This is a genomic window from Pseudomonas sp. PA-7-1E, assembly GCF_021605325.1.
Lineage (GTDB): Bacteria > Pseudomonadota > Gammaproteobacteria > Pseudomonadales > Pseudomonadaceae > Aquipseudomonas > Aquipseudomonas fluorescens_BV.
This window is the reverse complement of record NZ_WKFA01000014.1, coordinates 1-12,068: the sequence shown is the minus strand read 5'-3', so window position 1 is coordinate 12,068 and position 12,068 is coordinate 1. Positions and strand designations below refer to the sequence as shown.

Below are 12,068 nucleotides of genomic sequence, written 5' to 3'. Positions count from 1 at the left end.
CGGCGCATCGCATACTCACGCCCATACACGCAGCGTTGACCTATGCTGTTGAACGCCTGTGGCGCATTTTCGAGGGGTTGTTATGTTTTACGTGCAACGTGATGCACAGGGCGCGCTGGTTCGCGTAGAGGCCGCTGCCTTTACCGAATCCACTGAAACCCTGCCGGCCGATCACCATGAGATACAGGCCTGGTACGCCAACGAAGTGGTGGAAACCAGCCTGGCCCAGCTCAAGCAGAGCGACTTTGAGATGATCCGGGTGCTGGATGACTTGATCCAGGTGCTGACCCGCAAGGGGGTGATCAGCGTGACCGACCTGCCGCCGGCAGCCCAGGCCAAGTTGATGGACCGTAACCAGGCGAGGGAAGCGTTGGGTGGGTTGAGCCAGTTGATCGATGATGACGAGAAAGGATTGATTTAATCCAACCGCTCCTACAGGTGAATTATTTCCAGGGCGCGGGCTCGCCAAACAGTTGGCCCTGCACGCCGAAAATCCCCATCTCACGAATCACCTTCAGTTCGCCCTCGGTCTCTACACGTTCGGCAATCAACGGCAGGTCGATGCTATGGGCCGCTCGCTGGATGGCCTCGATAAACAGGCGCTTGTCGCTTTCCTGGTCGATGGCGCGAATGTAGCTGCCGTCGATCTTCAGGTACGCCAAGCCCAGGCGCGCCAGGTTGCCGATGATGCTGAACCGCCCACCGAAACGTTGCAGGCTGAGGGAGAAGCCCAGTTCGCGCAGGCGCTGGGTCATCTGTTCCAGCACGGGCTGCTCAGGCAGTTGCTCCTCACCAATCTCCAGGGTGAGGCGCGGGCCCAGGTTGCTGTGCTGGCGTAGCAGGTCATAAACGCGGTTCAGGGCCTGGGTATCTTGCAAGGTTGCGGCCGAAAGATTCAGCGCCAGGTTCTCGGTGTGGCTGGCCATCTGCTTGAGCACCTGCTCCAGCATCAGGCGGTCCAGGCGGGCGGACCAACCAAAGCGCTCAAGCCACGGCAGGAAGCGCCCGGCCGGTATGGTGTGGCCGTCTTCGTCCTGCAAGCGCGACAGTACCTTGTAATGCAAGACCAATTGTGGGTCCTGGCTGGCGACAACCGGCTGGAAGTACAGCTGGAAGCGCTGCTGGGTCAGGGCCTGGTCCAACAAGGTGTGCCAGGCATGGTGATCGTCTCCCACGCTGGCGGCGGCGCTGCGGTCCAGGCACACCCAACTGGTGTCGCCCTGCGCTTGGGCCTGGGCCAGGGCCTGGTCGGCCAGGGTCAGCAGGGCTTGGGGCGCGTCGCCATGGCTGAACGGCGCCAGGCCGATATAGGCGACCGGCGTAACGTCACTGGCGCCGGTCGCTTGCAGGCTGAGCAAAGTGCTTTCCAGGTTTTGCGCCAGCTGCATCGCTTCTTCACGCATCAACCCCGGCGCCAGCACGGCGAACTCACCGCCACGAATACGGGTGACGAGGTTATGGGTTTCCGGGTACGGCGCGCACTGGCGCAGTAGTTGTTCGCCAACCGCTTGCAGTAACTGGTCGGTGCGCTGGCCACCCAGGCGCTGGTTGAGGCCGGCCAGGTCCTTGACCCGCAGCAGCAGAAGGTAGCCGGAGTTGGTCTCTTCCGGGTTACTGACGCGGGCGTTGAGCTGCATCTCGAAATAACGGCGGTTGGCGAGGCCGGTGAGGTTGTCCTGATAGGATTCGGTGCGCAGTTTTTCGCTACGCTCGGCCTGTTCCTGGAACAGCGCCTTGAGCTTTTCCACCATCTGGTTCATGGCCTGCACCACCCGCCGCAGTTCAGGCGTGCGGGGCAAGTCAGGCAGGCTGAGGAACTCGCGGCGGGCAATGGCGTGGGACTGTTTGACCATATAGTCCAACGGCTTCAATTGCCGGCGCAGCAGCAGCCCACCGAGCACCACGCTGACCGCACCGCACAAGAGCAACCAGCCCAGGCTACCCAGGGCGCTTTGCCAGAGCTTGGCCAGGGCGAACATCGGATGGCTGACCACTTCTACCCGTGCGGCCTGTTCCCAGCCACGGCTGACCAGGGCATCACCGCCTGCCGGCTCCAGTCCGATCAGCTTGACGAACCAGTTGGGCACGCCGTTGTTGTCGGGAATACCGCTGCGCTCGACGATGGTTTTGTCGGTGGCCAGGTCCACGACGCGGATGCTGGCATAGTAACCGCTGTCGAAGATCGAGCTGACCAACAGCTCCACCATGGCTGGGTCATCGATATTCGGGGTGAGCGACAGCGCCAATGCCGTCGCGGCATCCTGGGCGTGGGAGCGCAATTGGTTGACGTATTGGGTGCGCGAGCTTTCCAGGCTGACCATGAAGCTGCCGCTGAAGGCGACCACCAGGAACAGACAGATTGCGATCAATAGCTGTTTGAACAGAGACATCCGATCAGTTACTCCTAGTTGGCAGGCTCGGCTGGGAAGCCTTCCGCACGCATTTTTCTCAACACATCCTGCCAGCGCGACAAGCGTTTGGTATCACCGACTTTTTTGTTGCCTTTGGCACCAGGCAAGTACAACCCCTCGGCGTTGAATGAGTACACCGGGACCAGGTCGGTGCGACGGGTAGCCGGCAGGATCTCATCCATCAGGCTGTCGAGCACCAGTGGGACGGCGTCGGGGCTCGAATAATAAGTCAGGACCATGTGCGCCCGATTCTGCCGCAGGGCCTTGACGTAGGTAATGCGCAACTTGTCGCTGGACACGCCCAGGTGACGCAAACTGAAATATTTTGCGATGGCGTAGTCTTCACAGTCACCAGCACCTTTCCAGAGTGCCTCGACGGGCGTCTCCCAGTAATCCACAACGTGCCAGAGATCGATGTCTTCCACGTAGGTCATTTGCTTGTTGAAGAACAAATTGACGACCTTGAGCTGGTCCTGCTCGCTGACCTGTTTTTCGCTCACCAATAACCGCTGCCAGGCGTCGATACGCTGCTGGCCTTGACCCAAAGGCCCGTAGACGGCGGTAGCCTTGCGGCTGATTTGCGAGAAATCCCAATCGGCACGCAGCCCGCCGAGCATCAGGCCGGCCAGTAAAGTTGCTGATAAAAGCCAGCAAAGCAGTCGATAGGGATTAAAACTTACCGCCAAAATGTTCAGTCCGTGAAAGAGACGGAATTTCCAGGGATGGTGAAGCCTGGCCCTACAAAAAACAATGGCACAGTGCAATCATCGCAGGAGGCGGCGTTTTTATAACCGCCCTTGTGAGAGACACAAAGTATGCTGTGTAAGCACTTACAAACGGAAACTTTGGCTATTTGACAAGCACCTGGCCCATCTTTAGTGTTCTTTGGATCCAATTAGCCAGACTATTATTCAAGAAAGGAGGATAGCGCAACCGTGACGCAGAAGCCGAACCCATTAAGCAGCATCAAAATCAGCGGGCCTATTCCCGCCCATCTTGCGCGCTCCGTTATCGAAGAAACGTTGCGTAATGCCATCCTTGATGGGCGATTGCCCTGTGGCACCGCCATGCGCCAGCAAGAACTGGCCAGCCTGTTCGGCGTCAGTCGCATGCCGGTACGCGAAGCGTTGCGCCAGCTGGAGGCGCAATCCTTGTTGCATGTGGTGACTCACAAGGGTGCCGTCGTTGCTCCCTTGATCGAGGACAATTCGGCCGAGACCTATGCCCTGCGCATGTTGCTGGAGTCCGAGGCCCTGCGCCTGTCGATTCCGTTGCTCACCGACGCGGACCTTGCTCAAGCTGAGGCCTGTATCAACGCACTGGAAAGCGAGAAAGACTACACCGAGATTGGTCGGCTCAATCGCCTGTTTCACATGGTGTTGTACGGCAAGGCGCCCAACCAGCGGCTGCTCACTTTGGTCGAGCACGGATTGAATGAGGAGGAGCGCTTCCTGCGCTTCAACCTTGAGGCGATGGGGCTGGGGGAGACTTCCCAGGAGGATCACCGCGAACTGCTGAGCCTGGTAGCGCAGAGGAAGGTCGAGGAGAGCATCCTGACGCTGCGTAACCACTTGATGCGAGGCATGGAGGTGATCGCGACCTACCTCAGCGGCCTCGAGAGCGCCGAAAAAAACCCCACTCAGTAGGTTTTTTCGCTTTTGCCCTTGATCCTTAGGTGATGTAGCAACTTTCTTATCAGGGATTGTTGCTCCATCAGAAAAAACAAAGAACCAAATCATAATTAGAGCCGACTCAGCGCGCAGCAAAATCCCACGTATAGCTGGGGAATCACCACACACATAAATATCGGGAAAAACATCTAATACATTTGTATACCGGTTCAAACATTCAACCAGCTTATTATCTTTTCCCAGCAAGACACACCTTTCCATCCACTGCGTCTGCCTAGTGCAAGGGCCTCGCCGTGCGCGTGGGCGCGCTCAAGTTACTCTCGCACTCACAACTATAATATTTCAACACTGCTTTTAGAGCACTCGCAACAACTCATAGGCGTCAACCATGTACCCACATTCACTCGCGCAAAAAAAACGACAACTTTTTGATCATCCGTTATTTATAGAAATAACCAGCCTCGGCAAGTTACAACACTTCATGAAACACCATGTATTTGCTGTCTGGGATTTCATGAGCCTGACCAAACGCCTGCAACAGGACCTCACTTGCATGCAGTTGCCCTGGCTCCCCTCCACTGACCCGCACGCTGCCCGCCTGATTAACGAAATCGTGCTGGCGGAAGAGTCGGACGAGCACCCGACGCGGGGCTATTGCAGCCACTTCGAGCTGTACTTGGACGCAATGACGGAAGTGGGCGCCAGCACGGTCGCAATCACTCGCTTTATCGACCTGCAAAGCCAGGGAGTGGAGGTAAGCGCAGCCTTGCAGATGATCGATGCGCCCCAGGGCGTAGTCCGCTTCGTCGACAGCACCTTACAAATTGCCCTGAGCGCTCCGACCCACTGTGTGGCGGCGGCGTTCCTGCATGGCCGAGAGTGTGTGATTCCGTCAATGTTCGAAAGGCTTTTGCATAGCCATGCTTTCATAGGTCGGCAGGCCCCTACGCTATGTCACTACCTCAGCCGCCATATCGAAATAGACAGCGATGATCACGAGCCCGCGGCGCAACAGTTGCTACAGCGCCTGGTCGACGCAGACCCCAGTCGCCAGCAACAGGCCGATAACGCCGCCCTGGGCGCCGTGCAGAGTCGTATTACCTTCTGGGACGACGTACTGGCCTCGATGCAAGAGGTACGTCCGTGAACGCCGCTCATTACCAATCCTTTGCCGACGACTGGGAGCGTCGCGCAACCATCCGCACACGCCCCCGGCGGATGTTGGAAGACGACGACAAACTCATCTTCCCCCTGTGCCGTCAGCCTCTGGTGCTGAGTGCAACCTTTCTCAAGCACTGCCCGCAATGGCGCGACTTCGTGCTGGTGCAAAGCTTCTATAAATTCATCAATGACGTGGTGATTTTCGAAACCGAGATCGTCGACAAAACCGCGCGCAGCATCGCTAAAAATCGCTTCTCCCTGCCCTTCCCGCTCGCCTGCCGCTACGATGCGATGACGGTCGTTGTCGACGAGGATTACCACGCGCTGGTCGCGCTGGATTTCCTGCAGCAAGCCGTGCAGATGACCGGAATCCAACCGCTCGATCTACCCGGGCAAATTGAATTGGGCCGCGCGCTGCCGGCAGCCCAGGCACAGGTACCGGCATACTTGCACGATGCCGTAGAGTTGATCGGCGTCGCCATCGCTGAGAACACCGTCACCCATGACGTCGCAGCGTTTTCCAAAGATGGCAGCGTCAAATCCTCTGTCCGCGGCCTGATGGCCGATCATCTGTTTGATGAAGGGCGGCATGCGCGGTTCTGGACACAGTTGGTGCGCCTCTACTGGCAATCGGCAAGCTCTGAAGATCGCGACCACATTGCTCAAGCCCTGCCCGTGTTCCTGACGCACTACCTGACCAACGACCTACAGAAAGACTTCGATCTGCAACTGATCGAACACTTGGCTATCAGTGCCGATACGCGCCGAGCACTGCGCGACGAAATCCAGGCGCTGGACTTTCCCATCACCCCCCAACATCCGCTGCTGGCCAATATCATGGGCCTCCTGCACCACAGCGGCGTACTGCAAACCCCCAGCGTGGCACGAGCCCTGCGCGACTACCTGCCCGTATCGAGGAGGTTGGCATGAGGCGCTTGCAGATCGAGTGGCGTGGTACCGGTAACGCTCTGGCGGCGCTCAGGCAGGAGCTGGAGCAATATGGGCATGTGGCAGGAACGGGGTCTGTGGATCTGGTTATTGAAGACGGGAGTCAGCCGCTGCCGCCCTCGCCCGCCAGTGCGCCATGGTTAAGCTTGCGCGTGGGTATCGGCCCGCTCTGCGAACACGGGCTGCCCTCATTACAGTTACGCTGCTACGACCGGGAGCGGCGCCTGCTGACGGTGCACGACGTTGCCCGGGAGCCCAGCGGTAATGGGCAGCGGTTGCGTCAGCAGGCAACGAATGCAGTGGTGGAGTGGGCTGCTTTGTTGGTCTGCGGTTTTTCAAGAGACCCCGCTTATTTCTCGGCAACGGCCGCTGCTAACGCCTGGCCTGAACAGGGCCTGCAAGAGCTGGATGCCTTGGCTTTCATGCACCGGTTCAACCACACGGCGGCCCCTGCCTTACTGCACGCGGCCCGAACGCCCATGATCGAACGGCTGCAGGCCAGCCTCAATACCTTCGCGCATCGAACAGTGCTGAACATCGCCGGTCATGCGCTGACTTATCGGCAGCTCCAGCAACAAGCCATGGCTATTCAACAACGCCTGCTTCCCTTGCTGGAGGATGCCGAGGCTCCACAAGTGGTCGGCGTATGCCTGGAGAAATCTGCCGAGTTGTACGCCAGTATTCTCGCGGTGCTTGGCTGTGGCGCCGTGTATTTGCCGCTGGTGCCTGACCACCCGGAGCAACGCCAGCACTGCATGCTGACCAGCCTCAAGGCCTGTGTGCTGCTGGAGAATGGCCAGCACCCATTGCGAGAGCGTTTCGTTTCACTTGATGTGAGCCAGGTGGCCGCGCACAGCGCCGACATGACGCAACCGCTGATGCACCGTCACCCCCGTGCCGACGAGCCGTGCGTGGCACTGTTCACCTCGGGTACGACGGGCCAGCCCAAGGGGGTACTGCTGAGCCAATACAACCTGGCGCATTTCACGGCCTGGCTCGTCAGTTGCGTGGCGTTGGATCAACACAGTCGCGTCCTGCAATTTTCGCCACTGGGCTTCGATTCTTCACTGATCGATATTTTCCCTGCATTGATCGCCGGCGCCGAGTTGATTGTGCCCAGCCCAGACCAGCGTCACGACCCTCAGCAACTGGTAGAACTGATTCGCAAGCAACGCGTCACTCATGGGTTTGTGCCACCGGCACTGCTCAGCATCCTGCCGCTGGATCAGCCGTTGGGCATGACTCATTTACTGACCGGAGGTGATTTCTGCGAGCCCTGCGTGATCGAACAACTGGCCGGTCAATGCCAGTTGCATAACCTCTATGGGCCGACCGAGGCCACTGTGTTGGCGACCCATCGGGTATTCCAACGAGGTGACAGCCATCGCAATATCGGCCTCCCCATCGCTAACAGCCAGGTGCTGATTCTCGACGAGAACCTGCAGCCCGTGGATGAACAGGTAATGGGCGACTTGTACATTGTCGGTCCCGGAGTAAGCCTGGGTTATTCGAATACACTCTCGCGGGCCGACAATCCGTTCGTGGCGCTGACACTGCCAAATGGCCAAGTGCTACAGGCTTATCGCAGCGGCGACTTGGCAAAATGGACGCAAGAGGGCATCGAACTGGGCGGCCGCAGGGATGAGCAAGTCAAGATCCGCGGGTTTCGAGTTCAGCCTCAGGATATTGAACAGTGCTTGCGCGATAGTCGCTTGTTTCGCCAAGTGGCAGTGGTGATCGATACGGCACACAGAGTCATCGGCTTTGCCGCCCAGCCGGAATCTGGCGCTACGCTGGCAAGCCTGAAGGAACATGCTCGACAGTGGTTGCCGGTGCATATGCAGCCCAGCGCTTGGAGCGAACTGGCATGCATGCCCCGTTCGAATAACGGCAAGATCGATCGCAAGGCCTTGCTGGCCATGCCAATACCCATACCCATCGGGATGGATCGCTGTCGCATACAAGACCCTTTGCAGTCACAACTGGCTGACGTGTGGGGTGAGCTGCTGGGATTACCCGCAGGCGAACTCTCGATTGATGAGAGTTTTTTCAACCTCGGTGGCCACTCCATCCTGTTGTCGACCCTGTTGCTACGCCTGCGCGAGCAGTTTGGCCGCAGCTTCTGCCTGAGCCCCTTTTTTGAGACGCCGACCATCCGCACATTGGCCGCACTCATGGATGGCAGTGCACTGCCGGATACACCATCCAACCAGATGGAACAAGATGCGACGCGAGCACTGGAGGTCGAGATGCTGCCCGAGACCCTTGCGGGAGACTCGCGCAAAGCCATCGTCACCGGCGCGAACAGCTTTGTCGGGGTTCATATTGTCCAGGCACTGCTGACTGGCGGGGCGCAGGACGTGGCGTGCCTGGTGCGCGAGTTGCCCGGCCATTCGGCAGCGACAAGGTTCGCCCAGGCATTGCGTGAATACCGCTTGGAACATCTGGACCTGAGCCGAGTACAGGTATACGCCGCCGATATTCGTAAACCTCGCCTGGGCTTGGCCGACGACGTGTACGAGCACCTCGCCCGTCATTACGGCGTGGTGGTGCATAACGCCGCGCAGGTCAATCATGTGATGGATTACGCCTCACTCGCCAAGGACAACGTCGAGCCGGTGCTGGAATGCCTGCGCCTTTGCGAGACCCATTGCAAGAAGGTCCTCAATTTCATCTCGACGCTGTCAGCCTGCAGCAGCGTGGACGTCGACGGGTCCGTGCTTGAAGCGCCTGCCCGACGCGCACTGCCGCTCTATGTGAAAAATGGCTACAACCTCTCCAAGTGGGTAGCCGAGCGGCTATTAGGACGGGCAGTCGAGCAAGGGGCCTGGGTCAATATTCATCGGCCGGGAAATATCAGCTTCAACAGCCAGAACGGCGTTTGCCAGCCACAGAAAAACCGCTTGATGTTGATGCTCAAGGGGTCTCTGCAATTAGGGATGGTCCCGCGACTGGACGTCAATTTCGATCTGATGCCGGTGGACTTCCTGGCGCGTTTCATCGCCTACCACAGCGTGCGCTTTGACCCTGGGCGAAACGTGTTCAACCTGCACAACCCACTGCCCTTGAGTTGGGACCAGTATCTCGACGCCTTCAGCGAGGCTGGGCACGCTTTTGACCGAGTAAGCATTGAACACTGGCAACGGGCGCTGCGCAAAGTGAGCCGCAATAACGCGTTGTTCGGAGTGCTGGGCTTTTACCTGGACGGACTGGGCGAGGACATCGGTGACACATCGATGATCCGTTACGACAATGCCCGGTGGGGCGTGGAAAAAATGGGCATGTGCTATCCACCCAAGAGCCAGGCGCTGTTACGCAAAGGCTGCGACTATCTGAGCGCTATCAGTTTCCTCTGAATAGCATCCTGGACGTGAGACCAAGCGATCGGAGCGAGAGGCCTCGCTCCGATGCGGTCAGGATCAGATCTTGAAGCTATCGACCAATTGCTTCAGTCGGCTGGCCTGCTGGGACAGCGCATCGCAGTCCTTGAGCGTCTCGTTGAGGTTGGCCACACCCTGCTGGTTCAGCAAGTTGATCTGGTTGATATCGACGTTGAGGGTTTCAACCACGGCGGTCTGCTCTTCAGTGGCGGCCGCGACGGATTGGTTCATGCCATCGATCTCAACGATACGTTGCGTCACGCTGACCAGACGCTCACCTGCCTGGTTGGCGACTTCGACGCTTTCTTCGCTGGAAGCCTGGCTGGCGTTCATGGTGGTCACGGCTTCGCGCGAACCCACTTGCAGCGAAGTGATCATCTTGTGGATTTCTTCTGCCGACTCCTGGGTACGGTGCGCCAAATTGCGCACTTCATCCGCCACGACGGCAAAACCACGCCCTGCTTCGCCAGCACGGGCCGCTTCGATCGCCGCGTTTAGGGCGAGCAAGTTGGTTTGCTGGGAAATGCCTTTGATCACATCCAGGATGTGTCCGATGTTATCGGTACTGGCATTAAGGGTTTCGATCTGAGTGCAGGACAGGCTGATCTTTTGCGAAAGCTCCGACATCGCCTGAATGGTTTGCTCCACCACTTTACGACCATCGTCAGCTTGTTCGCTGGCACCACTGGCATGCTGGGACGCGTCAGCAGCGTTGCGCGCGATTTCCTGGGTGGCGGCCCCTAGCTCGTTGATGGCTGCGGCCACGCTGTTGGTACGCGCGCTCTGTTCGTCAGAACCGATGATCGACGCATTGGATGAAGCCATCACACGCTGGGACAAATCGTGCACCTGGCGCGTTGCCGAAGACACCTCGGAAATCGACGCGTGAATTCGCTCGACGAACTGGTTGAATGCGCTGCCGACCTCGCCGAACTCGTCTTTGCTGGTCACGTCGAGACGTCGGGTCAAATCACCTTCGCCTTGGGCAATGTCCTGCATGGCCACGCCCATGGTGGTCAACGGGCGCAACAGTACTTGAATCAACAGGCTCAGGAGCACCGCAATAGCCACAACGGCAATCAACATCGCAATCAAGGCCGAAGTACGGAATTTGCCCAGCGGGGCATAGGCTTTTTCTTTGTCGATCGAAAGGCCGATGTACCAGTCAGCGCCAGGCAAGCCGCTGATAGGCGTGAAGGAAAGGATGCGATCCTGACCGTTGAGGACAACGTCCTGATTGAGCTTCTCAATGCGCACGTTGGTGCCGGGATAGATGTCCTTGAGATTCTTCATCACTTGGTCCTGGTCCGGACTGACGATGACCTGGCCATCACCGCTGACCAGGAACGCATGGCCGATACCACCGAAGTCTACCGAGTTGATGATCTTCACCAGTGTCTGCAGGCTCAGGTCACCACCGACAACACCCAACAACTCGCCATTCTTTTTCACCGGCATGGCAATTGTCACGATCTGACCGCCCACAGCCGCCATATAAGGCGGAGTAAGCATGGTTTTGTCCGCCACTACTGCTTGCTTGTACCAAGGGCGCTGACGGGGGTCGTAGTCGTCAGGCATCTTCGCGTCAGGGCGCTGTGTGAATACCCCATTGGTTTGACCTACATAGGTGAACTGGAAATTGGTGGTGAATGCTGGCTGATCGACCAAACCTGGGAGGTCGGCGGCGCTGCCCTGGTGGGCAACGTTCTGCGCCAGGTTCTCGAGGACCAGGATGCGACCACTGAGCCAGTTCTGCACACTGCTGGCGGTGAGCTCGCCGGATTGCTGGATGGACGACGTAAGGTTTTGCCTGATGGTGCTGCGCTGCAGGTAGTCGTTGTAGAGGGTAAATAACGCGAAGGCTAAAACCACGACGCCTGACGCGGCCAACAGAATTTTATGACTGAACTTGAGATTCATTTCATCGACTTCTTTTGCCAAAGGGGGGTGAGCGTGCCGAGTGGAACATTCCATGTATCGGGATAGGCGGACTCTGCGGTCGCTCTATTTCGGTGCACGCATGGCTCGTCAGGCTTTCGGCCAAACTTCGACAAATCTTAGGAATTTGTGAGAAGCATCTTCTTTTAACGTAGGAAACCGACAGGCGGTAGCCGTAAGGCAGATTTGCTGCGGTGGGCCGCCCTAAACGACAAAACCCCTGTCTGCGTTAGCAGACAGGGGTTTCGGAATTCAATCTTGACGATGACCTACTCTCACATGGGGAAACCCCACACTACCATCGGCGATGCATCGTTTCACTGCTGAGTTCGGGATGGGATCAGGTGGTTCCAATGCTCTATGGTCGTCAAGAAATTCTGTGTACCAGACCGTTGCGTTGGCAACGTGCCGGTGAAATTCATGAGCTTCTACATAAACAAAACCCCTGTCTGCGTTAGCAGACAGGGGTTTTGGAATTTAATCTTGACGATGACCTACTCTCACATGGGGAAACCCCACACTACCATCGGCGATGCATCGTTTCACTGCTGAGTTCGGGATGGGATCAGGTGGTTCCAATGCTCTATGGTCGTCAAGAA

The 12,068-nt window shown here is 58.0% G+C and carries 8 protein-coding genes and 2 rRNA genes; 5 read left to right on the top strand and 5 right to left on the bottom strand.

Features of this window, described 5'->3' with window-relative positions; translation table 11 throughout:
• The first annotated feature begins 82 nt into the window (after nucleotides 1-82).
• Nucleotides 83-421: a hypothetical protein gene (locus GIW79_RS11805; protein WP_054896857.1), complete on the top strand. Its 339-nt coding sequence runs from the start codon at nucleotides 83-85 to the stop codon at nucleotides 419-421.
• 22 nt (nucleotides 422-443) lie between these two features.
• On the opposite strand, the gene lapD is transcribed toward GIW79_RS11805, so the two are convergent.
• Both lapD and lapG read right to left on the bottom strand, forming a co-directional pair.
• Nucleotides 444-2,390, bottom strand: a complete 1,947-nt coding sequence (lapD, locus tag GIW79_RS11800; RefSeq protein WP_034125402.1) for a cyclic di-GMP receptor LapD — start codon at nucleotides 2,388-2,390, stop codon at nucleotides 444-446.
• 14 nt (nucleotides 2,391-2,404) lie between these two features.
• On the bottom strand, nucleotides 2,405-3,028 hold the full coding sequence (gene lapG, locus GIW79_RS11795) for a cysteine protease LapG (RefSeq protein WP_442968590.1): 624 nt from the start codon (nucleotides 3,026-3,028) through the stop codon (nucleotides 2,405-2,407).
• A 318-nt stretch (nucleotides 3,029-3,346) separates the two neighbouring features.
• On the opposite strand from lapG, the gene GIW79_RS11790 reads away from it, so the two are divergent.
• The 4 genes from GIW79_RS11790 (at nucleotide 3,347) to GIW79_RS11775 (ending at nucleotide 9,507) form a co-directional block, all read left to right on the top strand.
• Nucleotides 3,347-4,057: a GntR family transcriptional regulator gene (locus tag GIW79_RS11790; protein ID WP_096143747.1), complete on the top strand. Its 711-nt coding sequence runs from the start codon at nucleotides 3,347-3,349 to the stop codon at nucleotides 4,055-4,057.
• A gap of 373 nt (nucleotides 4,058-4,430) precedes the next feature.
• Entirely contained in the window at nucleotides 4,431-5,189 is a 759-nt protein-coding gene (locus GIW79_RS11785) for a DUF3050 domain-containing protein (RefSeq protein WP_054899075.1), read from the top strand.
• Nucleotides 5,186-6,133 (top strand): diiron oxygenase, encoded by a 948-nt coding sequence (locus GIW79_RS11780; RefSeq protein WP_034125398.1) that lies wholly within the window; start codon nucleotides 5,186-5,188, stop codon nucleotides 6,131-6,133. Before GIW79_RS11785 ends, GIW79_RS11780 begins: the two co-directional genes overlap by 4 nt.
• On the top strand, nucleotides 6,130-9,507 hold the full coding sequence (locus tag GIW79_RS11775) for an amino acid adenylation domain-containing protein (RefSeq protein ID WP_236455389.1): 3,378 nt from the start codon (nucleotides 6,130-6,132) through the stop codon (nucleotides 9,505-9,507). Before GIW79_RS11780 ends, GIW79_RS11775 begins: the two co-directional genes overlap by 4 nt.
• A 63-nt stretch (nucleotides 9,508-9,570) precedes the next feature.
• On the opposite strand, the gene GIW79_RS11770 is transcribed toward GIW79_RS11775, so the two are convergent.
• From GIW79_RS11770 to rrf (GIW79_RS11760), 3 genes are all read right to left on the bottom strand, one after another.
• Nucleotides 9,571-11,451: a methyl-accepting chemotaxis protein gene (locus tag GIW79_RS11770; RefSeq protein ID WP_034125396.1), complete on the bottom strand. Its 1,881-nt coding sequence runs from the start codon at nucleotides 11,449-11,451 to the stop codon at nucleotides 9,571-9,573.
• A 274-nt stretch (nucleotides 11,452-11,725) separates the two neighbouring features.
• A 5S ribosomal RNA gene (rrf, locus tag GIW79_RS11765) occupies nucleotides 11,726-11,841 on the bottom strand.
• 109 nt (nucleotides 11,842-11,950) lie between these two features.
• Nucleotides 11,951-12,066, bottom strand: a 5S ribosomal RNA gene (gene rrf / locus GIW79_RS11760).
• Nucleotides 12,067-12,068 lie beyond the last annotated feature (2 nt).

Excerpts from the sequence above, each read along its gene's own strand:
- GIW79_RS11805 (WP_054896857.1), top strand. The coding sequence starts at position 83 with ATGTTTTACGTGCAACGTGATGCACAGGGCGCGCTGGTTCGCGTAGAG.
- lapD (WP_034125402.1), bottom strand. The coding sequence starts at position 2,390 with ATGTCTCTGTTCAAACAGCTATTGATCGCAATCTGTCTGTTCCTGGTG.
- lapG (WP_442968590.1), bottom strand. The coding sequence starts at position 3,028 with ATGCTCGGCGGGCTGCGTGCCGATTGGGATTTCTCGCAAATCAGCCGC.
- GIW79_RS11785 (WP_054899075.1), top strand. The coding sequence starts at position 4,431 with ATGTACCCACATTCACTCGCGCAAAAAAAACGACAACTTTTTGATCAT.
- GIW79_RS11775 (WP_236455389.1), top strand. The coding sequence starts at position 6,130 with ATGAGGCGCTTGCAGATCGAGTGGCGTGGTACCGGTAACGCTCTGGCG.
- GIW79_RS11770 (WP_034125396.1), bottom strand. The coding sequence starts at position 11,451 with ATGAATCTCAAGTTCAGTCATAAAATTCTGTTGGCCGCGTCAGGCGTC.